Source organism: Streptomyces sp. NPDC012825, assembly GCF_042900925.1.
Taxonomy (GTDB): domain Bacteria; phylum Actinomycetota; class Actinomycetes; order Streptomycetales; family Streptomycetaceae; genus Streptomyces.
Map to the genome: position 1 here is coordinate 64,368 of NZ_JBIBBZ010000007.1, position 21,252 is coordinate 85,619.

Here is a 21,252-nt window from a genome sequence, read left to right on the forward strand (position 1 = left end):
CCATCCCCGCCCCCCTCGGAAACGGAGAACCCCGCTCTTGAGTCCCGCCGATCTCGTGTTCACGGCCCTGGGCCTCGGAACCCTGGCGGCGGCGGTCCTGCCGAGGCTCGTCCGGGGCATGCCGTTCTCGATGCCCATGGTGTTCCTGGTGGTCGGCGGTCTGACCGGCCTGCTGCCCCTCCCGATGCCCGAACTCGACCCGGTGGCGGACCGGGTCTGGGTCGAGCACGTCACCGAGATCTGCGTGATCGTCTCCCTCATGGGCGCCGGACTCGCGCTGAACCGGCGCTTCGGACTGCGCTCCTGGGCCGGTCCGTGGCGGCTCCTCGGGATCACCCTGCCCCTGACCGTCGTCGCGACCACCGCGCTCACCTGGTGGCTCTTCGACTGGCCCGTGGCCACGGCGCTCCTCGTGGGCGCCCTCCTCGCGCCGACCGACCCGGTGCTGGCCGCCGAGGTGCGGGTGGGGGAGCCGACCGACGAGGACGACGACGAGGACGAGGTCCGCTTCACGCTCACCGCCGAGGCCGGCCTCAACGACGGCCTCGCCTTCCCCTTCGTCCTGGCCGCCATCGCGCTCGCCGGGGCGGGCGGCGTCTGGGCGGAGGCCGACTGGGGGCACTGGTTCGGCTTCGACCTCCTGGCCAGGGCGGTGATCGCCGTCGTGATCGGGATCGTCCTCGGGCGGCTGCTCGGCTGGATGTTCTTCCGGGCCGGCGCCCGCTCGCTCAGGCTGTCCGAGCACATGGAGGGCTTCGTCGCGCTCGCCGCCACCTTCCTCTCGTACGGCCTCACCGAACTCGCCCACGGCTACGGCTTCGTCGCCGTCTTCGTCACCGCCTGCGCCGTCCGGGCCGCCGAGCGCGGCCACGGCTACCACAAGGTGCTCCACGGCTTCACCGAGCAGATCGAACGCCTCCTGACGGCGGCCCTGCTCTTCCTCCTCGGCCACTACCTCGTCGCCACCGGCATCGAGGCGATGACCTGGCGGACGGTCCTGCTCGCCCTGGTCCTGATCGTGGTCGTCCGCCCGCTGACGGGATGGATCGCGCAGCTCGGCTTCGTCACCGGACCACGGGAGCGCGTCGTCACCGCCGTCTTCGGACTGCGCGGCATCGGTTCCCTCTTCTACCTCGCCTACGCCCTCGGCCACCACGGCTTCGAGGACCGGGCCCAGGAGCTGTGGGTCCTGACCACCACCACGGTGGCGCTCTCCGTGATACTCCACGGGGCGAGTGCCACCCCGGCCATCCGCCGCCTGGACCGCCTGCGCGAGATCCGCCCGTCCGACGCGCCGCCGTGACCCTCCACGCACCCGCCCCCGCGGGCCCGGCCGGAAGCCGGGCCCGCAGGGGCGGGGAAATGGTGGAACAAGCCGTTCAGCGGCGTTTCCCGAGCCTGCCGAGGAGCTGGCGGGCGCGGGCCTGGTTCCGGGGGTCGGCGGCGGCGCGCCGTACCGACGCGATCGCCCGGCGCCCCTGGGGGCTGCGGCCGAACTCCTTGATGCGGGTCAACAACGTGGACATGGAACCTCCTGTGCTCGTACGTCGTCCGTCTCGTGCCCGGGGGAGGGGCGCCGGTGGCGGGGCCCGTCTCCGAGGACTCGTGCCGATCACGCCGTCAGCTCGTCGGCGACCCCTCTCACCGCTCCCGGCGAACCGGCCGGCGCCTCCCGCGACGCGGCCCGGGTGCGCCGCAGCCTCTCGTACCCGTGTCCCGCGAGGGCCACGGCCCCGGCGCCCCTCGGACACGGCGGCCGTCAACTCCGCCCTCACCCGGTCGAAGTCCTCGCGGACCACGTCGATCACACCCTGTGACCATGCTTCCATGGCCTCCGCATACCCCTGATGCGGCCGGGCACGCGACGGCGCGCCACCGTCGCCCGGACCGCCGCCCGTTCCACCCGTGCGATCCGCTCGACCGTCGCCGACTCCCTTTGCCTGAAAGGGGTGTGACGGGGAACACGGACCGCATGACCGTTTCCAAGACCGGCGTCCTCGTCCTCGACAGCACCGACCCCGAACCCCTCGCCCGCTTCTACGCCGCCCTGCTCGACGCCACCGTCGAGCCGAGCGCCGGCGACCCCGACCTGCTGCTGCTCTCCGGCTCCGCGGGCGTCGTCCTGGGCATCCGCCGCGATCCCGGCCAGGCGCCGCCGAGCTGGCCCCGGCCGGACGACGCCCAGCAGGCGCACCTGCTCATCCTCGTGGCGCCCGACGCGCTCGACGAGGCCGAGCGGGAAGCCGTCTCCCTGGGCGCGCGGCCCGTCTCCGTCGACCGGAACGGCAGCCGCCTCGACCGGCGCACCGACACGCGCCGCTACACGGACCCGGCCGGCCACGCCTTCGTGCTCGCCCCCGTCGGCGGCGTTTCCGCGTGACGCCGAGGGGCAGTTGCCCCACGGGCCCGCCCGTACGACCGAGGAGGACGACCATGAGCCACCACGAGCGCCGACGCACCCTGCCCGCGGACGCCCCGCCGCGGACCACGCCCTCGGAGGCCGTCGGCGAGAGCGGCGACGTCGAGGCGCGCCGGGAGGCGGAGAAGGCCACCCGGGGCCGCCCGGACGGGATCGCGGACGACGAGGGCGGCATGAGCGCCAAGCGTCAGTCCCCGGGCCTGGGCCGCGAGGAACAGCGCCGCCCGCACGGCCGCAGGGGCGAGGCCGAGAGCGAGGAGGGCCGACCGTAGCGGGGGTGGGGCCTTCCCCGGCCGCGCCGACCGGCGCCGCGCCCGGCCGGCGGCCTGCTCGCGCGGGCCGGAGCGCGGCCGACGACATACCCGGACAGTTCAGAGTCCGGCCGGCGCGGTACGGGACGTGCGGCGCTCCGCTCCGGTGAAGACGAGCGACACGTTCTGCCCGCCGAAGCCGAAGGAGTTGCTGAGCACGGCCTCCTGGGGGACGTCCCGTCGCTCCGCGACCACATCGAGGTCGATACCGGGATCCACACCGGCCGCGGTGAGGTTGCGGGTCGGCGGGACGACGCCGTGCTCCACACCGAGGACGGCGAGGATCGCCTCGATCGCACCGGCGGCGCCGAAGAGATGGCCGAGCGCCGCCTTGGGGGCTGTCACGGTGGCGCGGCCGAACACCTCCCCGATCGCCCGCGCCTCGGCGACGTCGCCGAGCGGGGTCCCGGTGGCGTGGGCGTTGACGTGGCCGATCCGCTCGGGGGCCAGACCGGCCTGCGCGAGCGCCTTCCGCATGGCCGCGACCTGGCCGGAGCCGTCGGGCGCGGGAGCCGTGATGTGGTGGGCGTCGGCGGCGATGCCGGCGCCCGCGAGCACCGCGTGGACGCGCGCGCCCCGGGCGGCGGCGTGTTCGGCGCTCTCCAGCACCATGACGGCCGCGCCCTCGCCGAGGACGAACCCGCTGCGGTCCGCGGCGAACGGCCGGGAGGCCGAGGCGGGTTCGCCGGTGTGCCGCGACAGCGCCTGCGCCTGGACGAAGCCGGCGACGGTGATCGCGGTGATCGCCGCCTCGGTCCCGCCCGCGATGACCACGTCCGCCTCGCCGGCCCGGATGAGCCGGGCCCCCAGGGCGATCGCCTCGGCGCCGGAGGAGCACGCCGAGACGGGCGTGTAGACCCCGGCCCGCGCGCCGTACTCGATGCTGATCAGCGCCGCCGCCGCGTTGGGCATGAGCATCGGGACCGTCCGGGGCGAGACGCGCCGCGCCCCGGACGCCTCCAGGACGTCGTCCTCCCTCAGCAGCGTCTCCACGCCCCCGATGCCCGTGCCGATCGCCGACGCGAACCTGTCCGGGTCCACCCGCGGGGCACCGGCGTCGGCCCAGGCCTCGGCCGCCGCGGTGAGGGCCGCCTGCTGCGAGCGGTCGAGCCGCCTGGCCCGCGCCGGCGGCAGCGACCCGGCGGGGTCGGCCGCCATCGTCCCCGCGACGGTGTCGGGGAGCCCGGCCTTCTCGTGGCCGGGCAGGACGCCGCCGCGGATGCCGGACTCGCCGGCGAGCAGGGCGTCCCAGGTGGACGCCACGTCTCCGCCGAGCGGCGTGATCGCGCCGAGTCCGGTCACGACGACTTCGGTCCGGTGCATGTCCCTCACCTTTTCTTGTATGCGATACAAGTGAATGAGGCTTTGTTGTATCACATACAATTCGAGGGTGGAGAAGAAGCGAACCGAAGCCCGGTCGGCGGCCCCGGCCCGCTCGCGCGACCGCGGCCGCGCGACCAGACGCCGGCTGATCGAGGAGGCCGCACGGCTCTGCAGGGAGCGGCCCGGCGCCGAGGTGAGCGTCGCGGAGATCGCGGAGGCGGCGGGAGCCTTCCCCAACCAGGTCACCTACCACTTCGGCTCCAAGGACTCGCTGCTCGTGCACGCCGCCTTCCTCGGCCTGCTGCACGACGCCCGACGGATCGAGCGCATCGGCCGCCAGGCCCCCGACGCGGCGACGTTCCGGCGCAACATCGCCCGCGCCGTCCTGGCCATGCCCTCGCTCCCGCCGGTCGCGCGGGCGCTCGCCGCCGGGATCTCCAGACCCGAACTCGCGCCCGTGGTCGACCGGCACCTCCAGCTGCTCTTCCGGCAGTCCGAGCGCTTCGTGGGCCGGCTCGTCGACAGCCGCGGCTGGCGGACCCGCCGACCGCTCGACGTGGAGGCCAGGACGTTCTGGAGCACCGCGCTCGGCGCGGTGCTGCTCGTCCGCGCCGGGGCGCACGGCACCGTCGCCGACCTCGACCTCGCCGGGGCGCTGACCCTCCACGACGAACCCGAGCGCGACGACCGGCCCGACGGGACGGACCCGCGGACCTGAGGCCCCCTCCGCGCCGGACGCGGGACCCGGCGCACGGACACGCCGGACGCCATGAGCCGGCGCACGGACATGCCGGACGCCACGACTCGGGGCCCGGACACACCGGATGCCGTGACCCGGCACCCGGAACACCGGAAGCGGTCCGGCCCCGCACGTCACCGGCTGCGCGACCGGCTCAGCGGAGCAGTCGGAGCACCGCCCGCTCCATCGCTCCCCGCGTGGCCGGATGCCCGAACCCGCCGTCCTCGCCGAGCCGTTCCAGCGCCCCGGCGACGGTGACGCCCTGCTCGAAGCGCTCGACGACGAGCGGGTCGATGTACGAGGCGCGGCAGACCGCCGGAGTGTTGCCGAGGTGGTCGCTGACCTCGCGCACGGCCCGCCGGACGGCCTTCGTCCGCGCGGTGCGCGACTCCCCGGCCACCGGTGCCGACACCCCCAGCGCGACGGCGGCGAGCACCGTGGCGTGCCAGGTGCGGAAGTCCTTGGCGGTGAGGTCGGCCCCGGAACGGTCCCGCAGGTACGCGTTCACCTCCTGCGCCCGCACCTCGTGCCAGGTCCGCCCCGCCCAGTACGCGAACAGCCGCTCACCGTCGTCGCGCCGCCGGAGCAGCGCCCGGACGACCCCGTGCGCCGACTCGTCCACGAGCGTCCGCACCCGCCGGATCCCCGACTTCGCCGGGTAGTCGAGGGACACCTCTCCGCGAGCGCAGCGGACGTGCTCGCGCAGCAGGGTCGTGAGGCCGTGCGAGGAGTTCTCCCGCAGGTAGCGCTCGCCGCCGACCCGGAAGAACCCCAGGTCGAGCAGGCGGACCGTACAGGCGAGCACCCGGTCGCGGCACAGCCCGCGCAGGGCCAGGTCGTGCTCGACCGCCCGTCGCAGCCGGGGAAGCCGGCGGGCCACCTCCCGCACGTGCTCGTGCTTCGCCTCCTCCCGCCGCCGCCGGAACTCCTCGTGGTAGAGGTACTGCCTGCGGCCCGCCGCGTCCGTCCCCACGGCCTGGACGTGCCCGGTGGGCCACGGACACACCCAGACGTCCCGCCACGCGGGCGGAACGGCGAGCGCGATCACCCTGGCCCGGTCCCCCTCGCCCAGGGGCGCGCCGTCGGCGTCCAGGTACCGGAAGCCCCTGCCGTGGTGGACCCGGCGCCAGCCGGGCCGTCCGGGATCACTCGTTCTCAGTCGCACCCCTCCCCACTGCCCCGGTGCGGCCCCGTCCACTCCCCGGTGCTCCCGGGGGAGGAATGGTGCGTACGGGACGGGGGAGACGCGACGGTGAAGGGCGGCCGTCCCGCACGGGACGCGCCGGCCCGAGGAACGACACCGACAGGACGAACAGGACGGAGGAGCGTGATGGACACCGGCGAGAACGAGTACCGGATCGCCCGGTTCAGGGAGCGGCTCGCACGCGACGACATGGCCGAACTCGGGGTGCGCATCGAGGCGCGCGGCAGCGCCGTGCTCCTCACGGGCACGGTCCCGACGGCCACGCACCGGGAGGAGATCCTCCGGCTCGCCGAGACGGAACTGGCCGGCCTCCCCGTCCACGCGGACCTGACGGTCGCCTGCATCGATCCCCCCGAGCGCCCGGAGGAGCTGCTGTGACCGCCCCCGAGAAGCACGAGGACGGAGCCGTCGTCCGGGTGGCGGCCGTCGGCGACATCCACCTGAGCCCGGACTGCCGGGGCCTGCTGCGCCCCTCCTTCGAGACCCTGCCGCTCTGCGCGGACGTCCTCCTCCTCGCCGGTGACCTCACCCGCCACGGCACGGTCGCCGAGGCGGAGGTGGTCGCGGACGAGGTCCGGGACCTCGGCGTCCCCGTGGTGGCCGTCCTCGGCAACCACGACTACCACTCCGACCAGGAGGCGGACATCGCGCGCGTCCTCACCGACGCGGGGGTCGCCGTCCTGGAGGGCGACCGGACGGTCCTGTCGGTGGACGGCGGCCGCCTCGGCATCGCCGGTACGAAGGGCTTCTGCGGCGGCTTCGCGGGCCGCAGCGCCGGAGAGTTCGGCGAACGCGAGATGAAGGACTTCGTCCGCACCACGCGACGGGCCGCCGAGGGCCTCCACGAGTCCCTGTCCGAGCTGGCCGACTGTGAAGCGCGCATCGCCCTCACCCACTTCTCGCCCGTCCCCGACACGCTCGCGGGCGAACCGGTCGAGATCTACCCCTTCCTGGGCAGCTACCTCCTGGCCGAGGCCATCGACGGGGCGGGCGCCGACCTCGCGGTCCACGGCCACGCCCACATGGGCACCGAGCACGGCATGACGGCGGGCGGGGTGCGCGTCCGCAACGTCGCCCAGCCCGTCATCGGCAAGGCGTTCGCCCTCTACCACCTCCCCCTCACCCGGACGCGGGAGCACCCCGAGGCCCTGGAGGCCCCGGGCCGGGCCGGGCGGCCCCCGGCGGCCGACGCCCCCATGTGACACCGGCCGAGCCGCCCCGCACGACGCGGAAGCCGTACGACCCGGAGGTCGTACGACCCGGAGGCCGTACGGCTTCCGCGTCGGTCCCCGGAGCCGCTTACGGCAGGGGAGTGCCGCCGGTCGCGTTGACGATCTCGCCGGTGATGTAGCTCGCACCGGGCGAGGCGAGGAAGACGTACGCGGGCGCCATCTCCGCCGGCTGGGCGGGACGCCCCAGGGGCGACTGGCCGCCGAAGTCCTTCACGTCCGGCATCGTCGAGGGGATCAGCGGGGTCCACACGGGGCCGGGGGCCACCCCGTTGACGCGGATGCCGCGCTCGGCGAGCAGCTGCGCCATGCTGTGGGTGAAGGAGACGATCGCGGCCTTCGTCATCGCGTAGTCGAGCAGGTGCGGGCTGGGCTGGTAGCCCTGCACGGAGGTGGTGTTGATGACGCACCCGCCGCGGGGCATGTGGGGGAGGACCGCGCGGGAGAGCCAGAACATCCCGTACAGGTTGGTCTTCATCACCCGGTCGAACTGCTCCGTGGTGATGGCCTCGATCCCGTCGGGCTGGGACATCTGGTACGCGGCGTTGTTGACGAGGACGTCGACGCGCCCCAGCTCGCCCACCGCCCGGTCGATCAGGGCCGCGCACTGCTCCTCGTCGCGGACGTCGCACTCGACGGGAACCGCCTTGCGGCCCGCCTCGCGGACCAGGCGCGCCGTCTCCTCCGCCTCGTCCGCCTCCTCGGGAAGGTGGGTGAAGACGACGTCCGCGCCTTCGCGGGCGAACGCCAGGCACACCGCCCTGCCGATCCCGGAGTCACCGCCGGTGACGACCGCCGCCCGGTCGGGGAGCAGGCCGTGGCCCCGGTAGGAGTCCTCACCGTGGTCGGGCCGCGGATCCATCCGCTCGGTCGAACCGGGGTGCTCCTGCTGCTGGTCGGGGAACGGGGGGACGGGGTGGCGAGGGGGGTTCTCGGTGGTGTCCATGGGGTTCGGCTACCCGGGCGCCCGACCCGTATCCCGCCTTCCGGCCGGACGGCCCCCGTCCGGCCGCCTCCCCGGCCGGCAGGCGAATGAGTCGCGGGGGCCGGGGCAGGCGGAGTCCGGACGGCGGCGGACCGCCGGCCGTCCTTCCCCTACCGGAGGAGCTGGTGACGAATGACCGAGCACGCGTGGAGGTACCGGTCGACCGCGGGGCACCTCGCCGGTGCCGACCTGATCGGCTACAAGGTCGAGGCGACCGACGGCGACATCGGGAAGGTGGACAAGCACTCCGACGAGGTCGACGACGCCTATCTGGTCGTGGACACCGGGGTCTGGATCTTCGGCAAGGAGGTCCTGCTGCCGGCGAGCACCGTGACCCGGATCGACCCGGAGGAGCGGAAGATCTTCGTGGACCGGACCAAGGAGCAGATCAAGGACGCTCCGGAGTTCCACCGCGACAACCACCTCGGCGACCCGGCCTACCGCGAACAGCTGGGCACGTACTACGGCCTGGGCGGACCTTTCGGCGGCCGTCTCGTCTGAGGACCGCGGCGGAAGAGGCGGCAAAGGAGCGGCCCGAACTCGTCGAGTTCGGGCCGCTCCTTTGCCGTCCGACTACGCCACGGCGGCTCACCGCGCGCCCGGGCCGCCCGCCGGAGCTTCGTCGGCGGACCGCCGGGCCGTCCCGAGCCGCTCGTACACGATCACCCGCCGCCCGCGCACCTGCTCGTCCGCCACCACCGTGAAGTACTCCCGCAGTACGGCGGTCTTCACCCTGTCCCGTTCCGCCGACACCGGCCGTGCCACCCCCGCCACGTCCGTGACCAGCAGGATCCGCCGCTGCGCCAGCATCGCGGTGCGGATCCGGGCCGGACCGGCCTCCTCGCCCTTCAGCGTCCCGGACGCGACGGGGCTCCTTTCGAGCGCGATGTCCCGCAGGCCGGCGAAGGCCTCGGGGGAGACCAGCGCGGCATCGCGCCGGGCCGCCGGCACGAAGAGCACCGCGTCCCCGGCCTCCTTCAGCCGCCGCACGTCCGCCGACACCGCGAGCACGTCGTCCACCCGGCTCGCCGGGGAGCGTTTGGCCAGCGACTGCGGCAACAGCGCCACCACCGCCACGGTGACCACTGCCGGTACGAGCCACGGCGCCGCTCCCGGAAACCGCGCCCGCACCGCCCGCACCGCCGCGCCCAGTGCCGCGCCGATCAGCAGGGCCAGACCCAGCATGCTGAACAGCACGTAGCGGTCCAGAAACAGCGGCTGGACCAAGGAGAGGCAGATCAGGCCGATCTGCGGCACCGCCAGCAGCGGCATCCCGACGGCCGCGACCGACAGGCGGACCGCCCGCGGCCGGTCCAGCAGGACCCCGAGACCACCGATCGCCAGCAGGACCGCCGGGCCGATCGTCATGTGCCACGTCAGCGGCGGGATCCAGGACACCTGGTCGGACTGGCTCCGGCTGAACAGGATCAACGGCAGCGCACCCGCCACCGCCGCCGAAGCAGCCGCCGCCCAGCGCAGGCACGTCCCGCGCCCGGCCCTCACGCAGACCAGGGTCACCAGGTGCGCGGGCAGAATCAGCAGCGACAGCCAGTTCAGCAGCGCGCACACCAGGACGGTCGCGCCGTACGCCGTCCAGCACGCCGCCCGGCCGCGCCCTTCCACCGCGGTCACCAGCAGCAGCGTCGAGATTCCGGCGCCGGCCGCGACCAGGGCGTACGGGCGGCCCTCCTGGAGGTGGAACTGCACGGCCGGGAGCAGCCCGAGCGCCAGCCCTCCGGCCAGACCCGCCCACACTCCGGCCAGCCGTCGGCCGATGACCGTCACACAGGCCGCCGCCACCGCCATCGCCAGCACGGAGGGCAGCCTCAGGACCGTGGTACTGGCTCCGAAGCAGGCGAAGAGCCCGTGCATCAGGAGGTAGTAGAGCCCGTGCACGACGTCGACCTGCCCCAGCATGTGCCAGATGTCGGCGACGGAACGCCGGGCCACCTGCCAGGTCGCGGCCTCGTCCCGCCACACGCTGTGCTGCCTGGACAGCCCCCACAGTCCGAGAGCCAGCGTCCACAGCACGGGAACCGACCAGACGGGTGGACGACGCCGGAGGACGGACAGGTGCGAAGTCATGACGACGGCGGCGCGTCCGCCCCGGGGTCGGTGACGCTTCGCACGGTGGCGACTGAGGGTCCGGTGGTTAACGGCCCGTGCATGAGTGGTTCGCCCCCGTGAAATCGACGCTTCGCATGATCGGGGGCAGGGCGTCACGCGAGGTGGTCGGCCTCGCCGCCGCGACAGGACGCGTCGTACCCCGTCCCGGCCGCACGGGCCGGGACGGGATCCGGACGCACGTCGTCCGTCCCCCGTGGTCACCCGTCCCGGAGGTCTGCCGGTCGGGTGGTCCTGTCAGAACCTACGGGACGAAGACGATCTTCAACCACACGAAGAGGATGTGAGCCCAATCACCGTCCGTACGCGCTGCCTCGAGCCGGTCTCCACATCCGAGCGGCCTCCGGACCCGGCTCCATCGCGTCGACGCCGTGACGGACGCGAGCGGCGCCGGGAGCGGTCCTGCGGATTCCGCAGGGCCGTTCCCGGCGCCGCTGTCGTCGAGCGTCGCTTCCCCACCGAGCCTCGAACAAGGGGGTGGCAACGCCACCCGTCACGAAGAACGCCCCGACCGCCGCCTGGCCGTCCTCGCCCTCGTCCGGCTCGCCACCTGGCCGACAAGGCGTCCCCCAGGGCCTGTCCGACCCTGAATCCGTCGGACAGGCCTCAAGCCGCGGCGGCTCCGGTCCGCAGGACCAGCTCGCGTTCCTGTTCCGTCAACCCGCCCCAGACTCCGTAGGGTTCCGCCACGCTGAGGGCGTGCTCCAGGCAGCGGGCGCGCACCGGGCACGCCGCGCAGACGGCCTTGGCGGCCTCCTCGCGCGCCGTCCGATCCGGTCCCCGCTCGCCCTCGGGGTGGAAGAACACCTCGCTGCCCACGCCGCGGCACGCGGCCGACATCTGCCAGTTCCACTGGTGCTCCGCCCGCCCGGGCAGATGCGACACCTTAGCCATCCCGCTTGTCCTCCTCGCGTCGGTTCGTGAATGCCTCCGATGTCGCGTCTGGCCGCAAAGGGCACCTCGAAACACCCGGGCGCGGAAAACACGTCGCCGCACGTCCGCGACGGCCCTCCCCGGCGCGCGGGGCCCGGATAACTACCCGGGCAGTTCGACCGAGAGGTGCGGGGACAGGGCGCGCAGGAAGTCGGGCGCGTCGAAGGCCGCGCCGGCCGAGACGACGCCGGGCGCCCCGGCCCGCCCGGTGAGGAGACGGTCCAGCGCCTCCACGGCGAGCGGCGCGCTGACCGCGTAGATGTCCCGGCCGCGCGCCACGGCCCGCCGCTCCTCCCCGCCGGAGCGCACCACGACGTCGACGAGGAACGTCTGGCCGGACCGCCCGTGCGCGTCGACCGCGGCCGGCGCCGGCGTGTCGGGGGCGGCCAGGTCCCGCGCCGCCTCGACGGTCATGTAGGTGCGCACTTCGGGAACGTTCAGGTGGCTGGGGACGGTGACGACGTCGGCCATGGTGAACTCCCCGATCACGGACCGGGCCCCCAGCGGCTCGGGGAAGGTCCACTCCAGGGTCGGCGGGGCGTCGTCGCGGTGTACGAGCCTCCCGCCCTCGAACACCACGCGCCGGCCGTCCCTGCGCTCCCGGGAGACCGCGCCCGCCGTACGGGTTCCGGCGGTGGGGTGCCAGCCGCTCAGCCCGTACGCGACGTGCACCTCGTCGGCCTCCGTCCAGTCGCCCGCCGCCGCCGTGACCAGCAGGTCGCCGAGACCGCCGAAGAACGCCATCGCGGGCACCACCGAGGTGCCGGCCGCGGCGGCGCGCTCCGCGAAGTGCGCGAACGTGTCGAGGTTGGCCTCGATCTCCGCGGCCACGTCCACGTACGGGATCCCGGCGCGCAGCGCCGCCTCGATCACCGGTCCCGCGGTCGTGGCGAAGGGACCGGCGCAGTTGACCACGGCGTGCGCGCCGGCCAGCGCCCGGTCGAGCGAGGCCGGGTCGTCGACCGTGGCCGTTCGCGCGTCCAGCCCCGGACGGGAGTCCGCGAGCACCCGCAGCCTGCTCCCGTCGCGCCCGGCCAGGACCGGCACGAACCCCCGCTCCAGCAGCTCCGCCACCACGAACCGCCCGGTGTGCCCGTACGCTCCGAACACCGTCACGATCTGCCCCGCACCCATCACGACTCTCCCACCGCTCTTGATTGTTCAACTGTGAACCATCCTGGCGGGGGTGGTCGGACGGCACCAGGACCGGAAGTGCCGTCACCCGCACACTTTCGGACAGCGGCACGCCGGTCCGGGAGCTAGTACGAGACGGGACCGGGGAGTTCGGTGACGGGGCGGCGGTCGGCCCGGGGGAGACCGAGGAGTTCGCGGGCCCGGTGGACGGCCGCCAATTCCCCGGCCCCGTACGGGCCCCGGTCGAAGAGCTCCAGCGCCTGCTCCGGGGTGGCCAGGACCCGGACGGGGGCGCGGTCGACGGGCGGAGGACCGAGACGCGTGAGCGCGGCGGCGTGCCGGACGAGCGCGTGCGACCCGTCCGGGCCGGGGAGGTGCCCGAGATACAGGGGACGGACCGCCGTGACCGCCGCCCCGCCCGCCTCGCGAACCGGAGCCGCCCAGGGATCGCCGAGGTCCGCCGGTCCGGGCGCACCGCCGGGCAGCCGGGCCGCGCCGGTGCCGGGATCGAGGAGGACGAGCACCCGCCCGTCCGGGGCGAACAGCCAGCCCCACGACTCGCGGACCGGAAGGCCGTCCGGCACGGGAGCGGTGTGGAAGGGGTGGTGGCAGTGCTCCCGCGCGGTGCCCAGGGCACCGACCCGGTCGAGGACGCCGGGAGCGATCGGGACGCCGTCCTCCAGGAGCGCCGGGCCGCCGCCCTCGACGCGGGCGCGCAGCGCGGACAGGGCGCGGCGGGCGTCGCCCGGGATCATCAGACCGGGCAGGTCGGCGGGCTCCACGAACTCCACCGCCTCGACCTCGTGCCCGGGCAGCCGGATCGCGGCGATCCGCTCCTCGTCCCAGACGCCCCCGTCGAAGACGTGCACGATCTCGCCGGGGAACCGCATGACCCCGGGCGCGCCGAAACCGCCGGCGGAGACCCAGTCGACGGCGAGGCCCCGGTCGACGACCGCCGTGACGCCGAGCTCCTCCCCCAGCTCCCGGGCGGCGGCGCGGGCGGGCGGCTCGCCCTTGTCGACGGCCCCGCCCGGCAGGAGGCGCGAGGGGCGGTAGTCGACGCGCTGGACCAGGACCCGCCCGCGCTCGTCTGTGATCAGCACGGACGTCCCGGCCCACAGGGCGGCGGAGGCGCGCAGGACCCCGTACTCCTCGTCGGTCATCGACGTACCGGGGGACCCGTCGGGTGCGGAAGGCGTCGTCATCTCTCTCCGTTCGGTGCGGCGCCCCGGCGGGGCGGCGAAGACGGGCCGTGCCGCGGCCCGCGGGTCGGTACGGGGCTCCTCCGGCCGGGGCCGGTCCGGCGCGGGCCGTCCGGCGCCGTGAGCACGGTCTCCTTCCCCGGCGGCCCGACGGCCACACGCCCTCCCCGCTCCGCTCCGCTCGACGGACGGGGGAGCGGAGCGTCACGCCCGGCCCTCGCGGGGGAGCGACCCCGAGGACGCGCACGGCGTACGGCGGGGGGCCGCCGCACCGCGCACAGCGTGCTCAGTCCACCCGGATCACCAGGAGGCACGCGTCGTCCTCGTGCCCCGCGATCCCGGGATCGGCCAGCAGCGCGTCGGTCACCTCCCGGGGTTCCAGGAGCGACGAGGCCGCCACCGCGTCCGCCAGCCGCGCGATCCCCACGGTCACGTCCTCGCCCCGGTGCTCGACCATGCCGTCGGTGTAGAGCACCAGCAGATCGCCCGGGCGCAGCGGCGTCGACGAGGTCTCGTACGCGTATCCCGGCAGCGCGCCGAGGAGCGGACCGCGCTGCTCGGCCTCCAGCGGCTCGGCGCGGCCGTCGCGCAGCAGCAGCGGCGCGGGATGACCGGCGTCGGCCCAGCGCAGGACCTTCTCGTCGTCGAGGTGGCCGGCCACCACCGTGGCCGTCCGCCCCGCCGGGTCGCTGCACACCAGCTCGTTCAGCCAGGTCGTGATCTCCCCGGCGGAGGCGCCCGTCTGCGCCAGGCCCGCCAGGGCGTGCCGCTGCTGCGCCATCCGCGCCACGGCCTCCAGACCGTGCCCCGACGCGTCGCCGATCGCCACGAGCACCCGGCCGTCCGGCAGCAGCCGGCACTTGTACCAGTCACCGCCCACCGCCGCGTCGGGCTCGGCCGGCCGGTAGGAGGCCGCCACCGTGAGACCGACCGCCGCGAGCGCCTCCGAATGCGTCGGGAGGATCGCCTCGCGCAGCGTGTCCGCGATCCTCCGCTCCGCCTCCGTCTGCCGTCGCAGCAGGTCCGTCTCCCGCTCCGTCTCGGCCAGCCGCCGCCGGCTGCGGATCTGCGGCGTGAGGTCGCGCGCCACCAGATTGAGCGCCCACGCCCTGCCGTCCGTCCCCGTGGCCGGCCGGCCGAGCAGGTCGAGCGTGCGGACCTCGCCGAGCACCACGAAACGGATCCGGGTCCAGGCGGGCTCCTCGCCCGCGAGGACCGACGTGAGGAACTCGGCGAACGCCGTCAGGTCGTCCGGCAGCAGCGCGTCGCACAGCTGCTCCAGCGACCACGGCATGCGCACGTCGGCGTGGAGGATCCGGCTGAGCCCCTCCGACCAGGTCACCTTCCCGGAGAGCAGGTCCCAGTTCCCCCACCCCATCGAGGCGATGAACTGCGCGTCGATCGTCATCATCTCGGCCGTGCTCTGCAGGGGCCGCCAGGTCACGAGGACCTGCTCGCCGCACCGGGCGGCGGTGTACAGGAGCGGGGTCCGGTGGATACGGCCGAGCCGCTGCTCCGTGTAGTCCACGACCTGCCCGTTCAGGGGCCTGCCGGTGCCCACCACGTCCGTCAGGGCGGTCAGCAGGCCCGCGTCCGCCGCACCCGGACGCGCCTCCAGGAAACGCTGTCCGACCTGGTGGTCCGGCTCCTCCAGCCAGTCCGCCGACCGGATGCGGTTGCCGGCGACGATCCGGAAGTCCGGGATGCCGCCCGACTCGTTCCACAGCGGTTCGAGCAGCACGGCCGAGGCGGGGATCGCGGCCAGTATCGAACAGGCCCCGCGGGCGCCCGGCTCGTGGCTCCCGCACAGGCACGGCGACGCCCCTCCCGTCTCCGCGGAGGCCGGCAGCACCGCCAGGGACCGCACCGGCGACGCCCGGTCGGTGCCGGCCGGCGCGCTCGACGGACGCTCCGTGTTCCGGCGCACCGCCGCGCGCAGGGAGGTGACCTCGCGGCCGATCATGTCCTTGAGGGCATCGACGCTGTCGGGCAGGGGAAAGCTCATCGTCCGCCTCCGCGAACCGCACGACGTGCCGCCCGCCGCCGAGCACCGGCGGCGCCTCGTTCGGCTCCACCGGCCGCCCGCCCGGCGGCGACCCGCACGGCCGCCAGGGCCCCGGCCGCCAGGGGGGCGGCTGCCCAACGCCACCCGATTCATGCGCGGGGCCGGCCGCGCCCGGGGAACCGCACCACGAGGGTCCCCGAAGCCGCCGCACGCTCCCGCCGACGGCCCCGGCCGGGCCTTGGCGGTCTCCGGCGGTCTCCAGCGCCCCGGGCGATCGCCAGCGGCCCTCGGGTGGCTTCGGCGGCCCCGACCGCCCGCGGCCCCGGCGTCCTCAGCGGCCCCGCTCGGTGTTGAGCCGGGCGGCCCGGCGCGTCAGATGGTCCCGTTCGGCCAGGTTGGGCGCCTTGCGGGCCGCCTCGGCGTACAGCCGGGCCGCCGTCGCCGTGTCACCGGCGCGCTCGTGGAGGTACGCCTCCACGGCCGTGTACCGGGGCAGTGAACCGTCCAGCGCCGCGAGCGCCGCGAGACCGGCCCGCGGCCCGTCGGCCTCGCCGACCGCCACCGCCCGGTTGAGCCGGACGACCGGACTGTCCGTCAGGCGCGCGAGCTCGTCGTACCACTCGACGATCTGCACCCAGTCCGTCTCCTCCGCGGCGGGCGCGTCGGCGTGCAGCGCCGCGACGGCGGCCTGGGCCTGGAACTCGCCCAGCCGGTCGCGCGCGAGGGCCGCCTGCAGGATGCCGACGCCCTCGGCGATCATCCCGGTGTCCCACCGGCCCCGGTCCTGCTCGGCGAGCGGCACCAGATCGCCGTCGGGCGCGGTCCTGGCCGCGCGCCGGGCGTGGTGGAGCAGCATCAGGGCGAGCAGCCCCGACACCTCCGGGTGGTCGATCACGGCCGCGAGCTGCCGGGCGAGCCGGATCGCCTCGGCGGCGAGGTCGACGTCGCCCGAGTACCCCTCGTTGAAGACGAGGTAGAGCACGCGCAGCACGGTGGCCACGTCGCCGGGCCGGTCCAGGCGCACGCCGGAGACCGTGCGCTTCGCCCGGCTGATCCGCTGCGCCATGGTCGCCTCGGGCACCAGGTAGGCGCGGGCGATCTGCCGGGTGGTCAGTCCGCCCACGGCGCGCAGCGTGAGCGCGACCGCCGCCGACGGCGTCAGCGACGGATGAGCGCACAGGAAGTACAGCCGGAGCGTGTCGTCCACGGCGGGCACGGGCCCGGGCGCCGGCTCCTCCTCCAGGAGGTCCTCGCGCCGGCGGCGGGCGGTGTCCGCCCGGGTCGCGTCGAGGAACCGGCGCCAGGCCACGGTGACCAGCCAGCCCTTCGGGTCCCGGGGCGGATCGGCCGGCCAGACGCGGACCGCCTCGACCAGCGCGTCCTGCACGGCGTCCTCGGCCGCCGCGAAGTCGGCTCCGCGGCGGACGAGGATCCCGAGGACGCCCGGGACGAGGCCCCTGAGCAGGGCTTCGTCCATCAGTGGCACCACTCCGTGGTGGTGGGAGGAGCGGTCAGGAAGGGGCGCACCTCGATCCACTCGTGGATCGGCTTCCCGCCCGCCCCCGGAGCGGCCGACAACTCGCCCGCCAGCTCGACGGCCCGCTCGTAGCCGTCGACGTCGATCACCATCCAGCCGGCGATGAGGTCCTTGGTCTCGGCGAACGGGCCGTCGGTGACCGGCGGGCGGCCCTCGCCGTCGTAGCGCACCCACGCCCCCTCCGGGGCGACCGCCTGGCCGTCGACGAACTCCCCGCTCTCCCGCAGCCGGTCCGCGAAGTCGTTCATGTACCGCATGTGCGCCGAGATCTCCTCCGGCGTCCACTGGTCCATCGGCGCGCAGTTGACCGGCTCCGGGGCGCCTCGGTAGTGCTTCAGCAGCAGGTACTTGGCCATCGTGACCTCTCCTCGAAGGGCGTGCGACCCATTGTGGTCGCGTTCACCCCGGGGACGGAGCGGAGCACGGGATCTCGACATCACCGGCCGAAGTTTTTCCCACTTCTTCTCGCGGGACGCGCGAGAAGGGGCGGCCCCGGCCCGGGGCCGCCCCGAAGACGCAGGTCAGCCGGTCGCGCCGGGGACCCAGTGGCGGTGGACGCGCATGATGCGCGGGGCGACGCCCGTGTCGGGCCAGCCGTGTTCGGTGGCGACGGGCATCGTCTTCTCGACGAACGCGTTCATCTGCTGCTCGGTCTCCCGCATGTCGAAGACCTCGAGCCCGCCGTCCGTCGGCACGCACGCGTGGGCCATGCAGCCGTCGAAGACGCCGGGCGTCTGCTGGAGATCGGCGTTCAGTTTGTCGTACTGCTCCGTGGTGACTCCCGGGACGACGGCGTGGACGAAGAGCGCCATGACGGTCCCTCCTCATGAGGCGGGGTGGAACCCCCGCGCCACCCCTGTGGCGGCGATCCGCCCCTCTGCCGGCACACCACCTACCGCTGCGTACGGCATCCGGGTCCCGCTGCCCCCGGCGCCCTCAGCGCCGCCGCCGGGGGAGGTGGAAGCCCCTGAGGACGGCGCGGGCCGCGTTGGCCCCGGGGGCCCCGTGGACGCCGCCGCCCGGATGCGCGGTGGCGGAGGCGAGGTAGAGGCCCCGGATCGGTGTGCGCGGCCGCCCGGTGCCCGGCACGGGGCGGAAGACCAGCTGCTGGTGCAGATTGGTGGTGCCCTGGTTGACGGCCCCGCCCACCAGGGCCGGATTGAGCCGCTCCAGGTCGGGCGGCGCCAGAACCCGCCGGGCGCGGACGGTGGCGCGGAACCCGGGCGCCAGACGCTCGATGCCCGCCTCGACGCGGTCGGCGATCGCCTCCTTCTCCCGCTCGTCCCAGCGCCCGCGGATGCCGTCCTTCCCGGCGTCGGACCGGATGTGCTGCGGGACGTGCGTGTAGCCCCACGCCGATTCCGTACCGGCGGGGGAGCGGGTCGGATCCGCCGTGGTCATCTGCCCGAGCACGGTGAACGGCACCTCCGGCACCTGCCGCATGGCGATCTGCCCGGCGAAGCGGGTGAGCGCGTCCATGCCCTCGGCGACGTGCACGGTCCCGGCACGGCGCGCGCCCTCGGAGGTCCAGGGGATCGGCCGGTCGAGCGCCCAGTCCACCTTGACGGTGGAGAAGTCCCACTGGAAGCGGCGCAGTTCGGCGCGGAGCCGCGGCGGCAGGTGCTCCTCGCCGACGAGGCGCTCGTACAGCAGGGGCGCCGGGACGTCGGCGAGGACCGCCCGCCGCGCGGGGACCTCGGTGCCGTCCTCGGTGCGGACGGCGACCGCCCGGCCGCCCCGGACCACGACCCGGGCCACGGGGTGGCCGCAGCGCAGCTCACCGCCCCGGTCGAGCAGCCGCGCCACGAGCGCGTCGGTGAGCCGGCCCGCGCCGCCCACTGGCACCGGGAAGCCGTGGTCCTGCCCGAGCATGCTCATGAGCCAGCCGAAACCGCCCCCGAGGGCCGACTCGGGACCCAGGTCGGCGTGGAGCGCGTTCCCGGCGATCAGCAGCTTCCCGCCCTCGCCCGCGAAGTTCTCCTCGCCGAAGCGGCGGGCGGGCAGGAGCATCGTGCGCAGCAGTCGCAGCGCGTCGTTCGGGCCGGTCCTGGCGAGGAGCCGTGTCCCCGCCCGCACCGGCGGGAACGGGGTGAACAGGCAGCCGATCAGGTCGTCGGCGACACCGCTCCAGAGCCGGTGCAGCCGCTCCCAGGCCGCGCCGTCGCCCGCGGCGAAACCGGCCGTCGAGGCGGCGGTGTCCCGGACGTCGCGTTCGAGGACCGCGCAGCGCCCGTCGGCGAGCGGATGGGCCACGACGGCGGGGGCGTGGCTCCAGCGCAGGCCGTACCGGTCGAGCGCGAGGTCCCGGATCACCGGCGACGCGGCGGCGAGCGGGTAGAAGGCGCTGAACGTGTCGTGGACGTAGTCGGGGTGGACGCCCCGGTCGCTGCGCACGGCGCCGCCCGGCTCGTCCCGGGCCTCCAGGACGACGACGTGCCATCCCGCGTCGGCGAGGAGGTTGGCCGCCACCAGACCGTTGGGCCCGGCCCCGACGACCACCGCGTCGGGCGTCGTCACGACCGGACCCCCCGTCCCCGGCCGGCTTCCCGCGCCCGGGCGACGGCGACTTCCTCCAGGCGCGCCAGCATGCTGCGGTGCCGCCAGCGCGTCAGTACGTCGACGGCCGTGTTGTGCCAGCGCGCCGCGGGCCCCCGGAGGGGGTGTTCGTCGACGACGACCAAGGTGTCGCGGCCCCACGGCACCAGACGGAAGGCGATGCGGGCGGTGCCCAGGTCGGTCTTCGCCTCCAGTTCGAGGCGGCGGCCCGGCTCGCAGATCCGCGAGGTGGTGCGGCCCCGGTACGACTTCGGTCCGATCTTCAGTACGTATCCCAGCTCCGCGCCCGGGGCGGGCCACTCCCCGTCCTCCTCCCAGGTGTCATGGGTGCCGACCACGAACCGCGAGTACGACCGGCCGTCGCTCAGGACCGACCAGACGTCCTCGGGCGTGGCTTCGACGAGACGGTTCCACCGTGCCATTGCTGTGATCTCCTCGGGAGGGAAGACGGGAGGGGACTCGGAAGGGGCGTCAGGAGAGGGGCCGGAAGGGGCGCCGGGAGCGGACGCGGAGGACGCCGGCCACCACGCCGGCGCCGGCGACCAGGGCGACGGCCCGGCGACCCGCCGTACGGAGCCGCGCGTGCCGGCCGCCGGACACCGCCGCGGTGTCCCCGGACGGGTCGTGGAGGATGCCGGAGGTGTCCGGCGCCGTGCCCGGGCCGCCGAAGTACGTCTTCTCGGTACGCCGCCGGATCACGCGCCGTACCGGGCCGGGCGCCAGGGCGTGGGCGACCGGCAGGAGCCGCGCGCCCGGTCCGACGACCACGCGCCGCCGGGGGCGGACCGCCGCGCGCACGACGGCCGCCGCCACCCGCTCGGGGGTGGCGACGGCCGGCAGGGACCGCACACGACGGCCCGTGCGGTTGGCGGCGTGCTGGAAGAATGGGGTGTCGACCCCGGTCGGAAGGACGGTGCACACGGAGACCCCGTGGTCCCCGGAGAGCGCCAGCTCCTGGCGCAGCACCTCGTCGAGGGTGATCAGGGCGGCCTTGGAGGCCGCGTAGGGGCCCTGGTAGGGGGCCTCGACGGCGCCCCCGAGCAGGGACGAGAGGTTGACGATCACGCCCCGGCCCCGGAGGCGCATCGCGGGGAGCGCCGCGCGCACCCCGTGGAACACGCCCAGGACGTTGACCTCCCACAGCCGCCGCACGTCGTCCGGCGACACCTGGTCGAGGCGCCCCAGGACGCCGACCCCCGCCGCGTTCACCCAGACGTCGATCCGGCCGTACCGGTCGAGCGCCGTCCGGGCGACCCGGGCCGTCGCGGCCGGATCCGTGACGTCGGCGGGAACGGCCACCGCCTCGGCCCGTTCGTGCGCGGCCGTGCACTCCCGCGCCACCTCGTTCAGGGCGTCCGTACTGCGGGCGGTGACGACCAGGCGCGCGCCGTGCTCGGCGAACGCCCGTGCCGCGGCGCGTCCGATCCCGCTCGACGCGCCGGTGACCACGACGACGGTACCGGGCGGGAGTGCGCGCTCTTCTGTCCTCATGCGTCGCATCTGACCTTTTCCCGGGCGTTCATGCACCCGGAGTGGTCCATCGGAGCGGGA

The 21,252-nt window shown here is 75.0% G+C and carries 22 protein-coding genes; 7 read left to right on the forward strand and 15 right to left on the reverse strand.

Annotated features, from left to right (window positions below; genetic code table 11):
• Nucleotides 1-37 precede the first annotated feature (37 nt).
• Nucleotides 38-1,303, forward strand: coding sequence for a cation:proton antiporter (locus ACFY7E_RS17600; RefSeq protein WP_389485768.1), 1,266 nt, complete (start codon nucleotides 38-40; stop codon nucleotides 1,301-1,303).
• Nucleotides 1,304-1,379: 76 nt separating this feature from the next.
• On the opposite strand, the gene ACFY7E_RS17605 is transcribed toward ACFY7E_RS17600, so the two are convergent.
• Nucleotides 1,380-1,526, reverse strand: coding sequence for a hypothetical protein (locus tag ACFY7E_RS17605; RefSeq protein ID WP_383447154.1), 147 nt, complete (start codon nucleotides 1,524-1,526; stop codon nucleotides 1,380-1,382).
• Between the two features lie 446 nt (nucleotides 1,527-1,972).
• On the opposite strand from ACFY7E_RS17605, the gene ACFY7E_RS17610 reads away from it, so the two are divergent.
• Together ACFY7E_RS17610 and ACFY7E_RS17615 are read left to right on the forward strand one after the other, a co-directional pair.
• A complete protein-coding gene (locus ACFY7E_RS17610; RefSeq protein WP_383447152.1) occupies nucleotides 1,973-2,380 on the forward strand; it encodes a VOC family protein in 408 nt (135 codons plus the stop codon).
• Between the two features lie 53 nt (nucleotides 2,381-2,433).
• Complete coding sequence (locus tag ACFY7E_RS17615; protein WP_389485772.1) at nucleotides 2,434-2,691, forward strand: hypothetical protein; 258 nt, start codon at nucleotides 2,434-2,436, stop codon at nucleotides 2,689-2,691.
• Nucleotides 2,692-2,790: 99 nt separating this feature from the next.
• Here the strand turns inward: ACFY7E_RS17615 and ACFY7E_RS17620 are convergent, their stop codons facing one another.
• A complete protein-coding gene (locus tag ACFY7E_RS17620) occupies nucleotides 2,791-4,053 on the reverse strand; it encodes a beta-ketoacyl-[acyl-carrier-protein] synthase family protein (protein ID WP_389485774.1) in 1,263 nt (420 codons plus the stop codon).
• A 67-nt stretch (nucleotides 4,054-4,120) separates the two neighbouring features.
• Here ACFY7E_RS17620 and ACFY7E_RS17625 point away from each other — a divergent pair, with 67 nt between their 5' ends.
• The gene (locus ACFY7E_RS17625) at nucleotides 4,121-4,771 is read left to right on the forward strand and encodes a TetR/AcrR family transcriptional regulator C-terminal domain-containing protein (RefSeq protein ID WP_389485776.1); all 651 of its coding nucleotides are present in this window, start codon (nucleotides 4,121-4,123) and stop codon (nucleotides 4,769-4,771) included.
• Nucleotides 4,772-4,946: 175 nt separating this feature from the next.
• Here ACFY7E_RS17625 and ACFY7E_RS17630 read toward each other — a convergent pair whose 3' ends face one another.
• A complete protein-coding gene (locus ACFY7E_RS17630; protein WP_389485777.1) occupies nucleotides 4,947-5,957 on the reverse strand; it encodes a DNA topoisomerase IB in 1,011 nt (336 codons plus the stop codon).
• A gap of 165 nt (nucleotides 5,958-6,122) precedes the next feature.
• On the opposite strand from ACFY7E_RS17630, the gene ACFY7E_RS17635 reads away from it, so the two are divergent.
• Both ACFY7E_RS17635 and ACFY7E_RS17640 read left to right on the forward strand, forming a co-directional pair.
• Nucleotides 6,123-6,374, forward strand: coding sequence for a BON domain-containing protein (locus tag ACFY7E_RS17635; RefSeq protein WP_389485779.1), 252 nt, complete (start codon nucleotides 6,123-6,125; stop codon nucleotides 6,372-6,374).
• Nucleotides 6,371-7,198 (forward strand): metallophosphoesterase, encoded by an 828-nt coding sequence (locus ACFY7E_RS17640; RefSeq protein ID WP_389485781.1) that lies wholly within the window; start codon nucleotides 6,371-6,373, stop codon nucleotides 7,196-7,198. The genes ACFY7E_RS17635 and ACFY7E_RS17640 overlap by 4 nt, the downstream gene beginning before the upstream one ends.
• A 97-nt stretch (nucleotides 7,199-7,295) precedes the next feature.
• Here the strand turns inward: ACFY7E_RS17640 and ACFY7E_RS17645 are convergent, their stop codons facing one another.
• Nucleotides 7,296-8,171 (reverse strand): SDR family oxidoreductase, encoded by an 876-nt coding sequence (locus tag ACFY7E_RS17645; protein WP_389485783.1) that lies wholly within the window; start codon nucleotides 8,169-8,171, stop codon nucleotides 7,296-7,298.
• A 171-nt stretch (nucleotides 8,172-8,342) separates the two neighbouring features.
• Between ACFY7E_RS17645 and ACFY7E_RS17650 the strand changes: the two genes are divergently transcribed.
• On the forward strand, nucleotides 8,343-8,711 hold the full coding sequence (locus ACFY7E_RS17650; protein ID WP_389485785.1) for a PRC-barrel domain-containing protein: 369 nt from the start codon (nucleotides 8,343-8,345) through the stop codon (nucleotides 8,709-8,711).
• Between the two features lie 87 nt (nucleotides 8,712-8,798).
• Here ACFY7E_RS17650 and ACFY7E_RS17655 read toward each other — a convergent pair whose 3' ends face one another.
• From ACFY7E_RS17655 to ACFY7E_RS17705, 11 genes are all read right to left on the reverse strand, one after another.
• A complete protein-coding gene (locus tag ACFY7E_RS17655) occupies nucleotides 8,799-10,295 on the reverse strand; it encodes a hypothetical protein (protein ID WP_389485787.1) in 1,497 nt (498 codons plus the stop codon).
• Between the two features lie 645 nt (nucleotides 10,296-10,940).
• On the reverse strand, nucleotides 10,941-11,228 hold the full coding sequence (locus tag ACFY7E_RS17660; protein WP_389485789.1) for a WhiB family transcriptional regulator: 288 nt from the start codon (nucleotides 11,226-11,228) through the stop codon (nucleotides 10,941-10,943).
• A gap of 141 nt (nucleotides 11,229-11,369) precedes the next feature.
• Nucleotides 11,370-12,401 (reverse strand): saccharopine dehydrogenase family protein, encoded by a 1,032-nt coding sequence (locus ACFY7E_RS17665; protein WP_389485791.1) that lies wholly within the window; start codon nucleotides 12,399-12,401, stop codon nucleotides 11,370-11,372.
• Nucleotides 12,402-12,526: 125 nt separating this feature from the next.
• Nucleotides 12,527-13,606, reverse strand: a complete 1,080-nt coding sequence (locus ACFY7E_RS17670; RefSeq protein ID WP_389485793.1) for an NUDIX domain-containing protein — start codon at nucleotides 13,604-13,606, stop codon at nucleotides 12,527-12,529.
• A 283-nt stretch (nucleotides 13,607-13,889) separates the two neighbouring features.
• Complete coding sequence (locus ACFY7E_RS17675) at nucleotides 13,890-15,608, reverse strand: PP2C family protein-serine/threonine phosphatase (protein WP_389485795.1); 1,719 nt, start codon at nucleotides 15,606-15,608, stop codon at nucleotides 13,890-13,892.
• Nucleotides 15,609-15,939: 331 nt separating this feature from the next.
• The gene (locus ACFY7E_RS17680; RefSeq protein ID WP_389485797.1) at nucleotides 15,940-17,085 is read right to left on the reverse strand and encodes an RNA polymerase sigma factor; all 1,146 of its coding nucleotides are present in this window, start codon (nucleotides 17,083-17,085) and stop codon (nucleotides 15,940-15,942) included.
• Nucleotides 17,085-17,501 carry a YciI family protein gene (locus ACFY7E_RS17685; RefSeq protein WP_383444664.1) on the reverse strand — a complete coding sequence of 139 codons (417 nt, stop codon included), beginning with the start codon at nucleotides 17,499-17,501 and terminating at the stop codon, nucleotides 17,085-17,087. Before ACFY7E_RS17685 ends, ACFY7E_RS17680 begins: the two co-directional genes overlap by 1 nt.
• Nucleotides 17,502-17,666: 165 nt before the next feature.
• Nucleotides 17,667-17,957, reverse strand: coding sequence for a hypothetical protein (locus tag ACFY7E_RS17690; protein WP_389485799.1), 291 nt, complete (start codon nucleotides 17,955-17,957; stop codon nucleotides 17,667-17,669).
• Between the two features lie 124 nt (nucleotides 17,958-18,081).
• Entirely contained in the window at nucleotides 18,082-19,662 is a 1,581-nt protein-coding gene (locus ACFY7E_RS17695; RefSeq protein WP_389485801.1) for a phytoene desaturase family protein, read from the reverse strand.
• Nucleotides 19,659-20,123 carry an SRPBCC family protein gene (locus tag ACFY7E_RS17700; protein WP_383444655.1) on the reverse strand — a complete coding sequence of 155 codons (465 nt, stop codon included), beginning with the start codon at nucleotides 20,121-20,123 and terminating at the stop codon, nucleotides 19,659-19,661. The genes ACFY7E_RS17695 and ACFY7E_RS17700 overlap by 4 nt, the downstream gene beginning before the upstream one ends.
• Nucleotides 20,124-20,172: 49 nt before the next feature.
• A complete protein-coding gene (locus ACFY7E_RS17705; RefSeq protein WP_389485803.1) occupies nucleotides 20,173-21,192 on the reverse strand; it encodes an SDR family NAD(P)-dependent oxidoreductase in 1,020 nt (339 codons plus the stop codon).
• Between the last annotated feature and the right edge of the window lie 60 nt (nucleotides 21,193-21,252).

Excerpts from the sequence above, each read along its gene's own strand:
- ACFY7E_RS17635 (WP_389485779.1), top strand. The coding sequence starts at position 6,123 with ATGGACACCGGCGAGAACGAGTACCGGATCGCCCGGTTCAGGGAGCGG.
- ACFY7E_RS17605 (WP_383447154.1), bottom strand. The coding sequence starts at position 1,526 with ATGTCCACGTTGTTGACCCGCATCAAGGAGTTCGGCCGCAGCCCCCAG.
- ACFY7E_RS17675 (WP_389485795.1), bottom strand. The coding sequence starts at position 15,608 with ATGAGCTTTCCCCTGCCCGACAGCGTCGATGCCCTCAAGGACATGATC.
- ACFY7E_RS17690 (WP_389485799.1), bottom strand. The coding sequence starts at position 17,957 with ATGGCGCTCTTCGTCCACGCCGTCGTCCCGGGAGTCACCACGGAGCAG.
- ACFY7E_RS17615 (WP_389485772.1), top strand. The coding sequence starts at position 2,434 with ATGAGCCACCACGAGCGCCGACGCACCCTGCCCGCGGACGCCCCGCCG.
- ACFY7E_RS17655 (WP_389485787.1), bottom strand. The coding sequence starts at position 10,295 with ATGACTTCGCACCTGTCCGTCCTCCGGCGTCGTCCACCCGTCTGGTCG.
- ACFY7E_RS17685 (WP_383444664.1), bottom strand. The coding sequence starts at position 17,501 with ATGGCCAAGTACCTGCTGCTGAAGCACTACCGAGGCGCCCCGGAGCCG.
- ACFY7E_RS17670 (WP_389485793.1), bottom strand. The coding sequence starts at position 13,606 with ATGACGACGCCTTCCGCACCCGACGGGTCCCCCGGTACGTCGATGACC.
- ACFY7E_RS17620 (WP_389485774.1), bottom strand. The coding sequence starts at position 4,053 with ATGCACCGGACCGAAGTCGTCGTGACCGGACTCGGCGCGATCACGCCG.
- ACFY7E_RS17610 (WP_383447152.1), top strand. The coding sequence starts at position 1,973 with ATGACCGTTTCCAAGACCGGCGTCCTCGTCCTCGACAGCACCGACCCC.
- ACFY7E_RS17680 (WP_389485797.1), bottom strand. The coding sequence starts at position 17,085 with ATGGACGAAGCCCTGCTCAGGGGCCTCGTCCCGGGCGTCCTCGGGATC.
- ACFY7E_RS17650 (WP_389485785.1), top strand. The coding sequence starts at position 8,343 with ATGACCGAGCACGCGTGGAGGTACCGGTCGACCGCGGGGCACCTCGCC.
- ACFY7E_RS17645 (WP_389485783.1), bottom strand. The coding sequence starts at position 8,171 with ATGGACACCACCGAGAACCCCCCTCGCCACCCCGTCCCCCCGTTCCCC.
- ACFY7E_RS17705 (WP_389485803.1), bottom strand. The coding sequence starts at position 21,192 with ATGAGGACAGAAGAGCGCGCACTCCCGCCCGGTACCGTCGTCGTGGTC.
- ACFY7E_RS17660 (WP_389485789.1), bottom strand. The coding sequence starts at position 11,228 with ATGGCTAAGGTGTCGCATCTGCCCGGGCGGGCGGAGCACCAGTGGAAC.
- ACFY7E_RS17700 (WP_383444655.1), bottom strand. The coding sequence starts at position 20,123 with ATGGCACGGTGGAACCGTCTCGTCGAAGCCACGCCCGAGGACGTCTGG.
- ACFY7E_RS17665 (WP_389485791.1), bottom strand. The coding sequence starts at position 12,401 with ATGGGTGCGGGGCAGATCGTGACGGTGTTCGGAGCGTACGGGCACACC.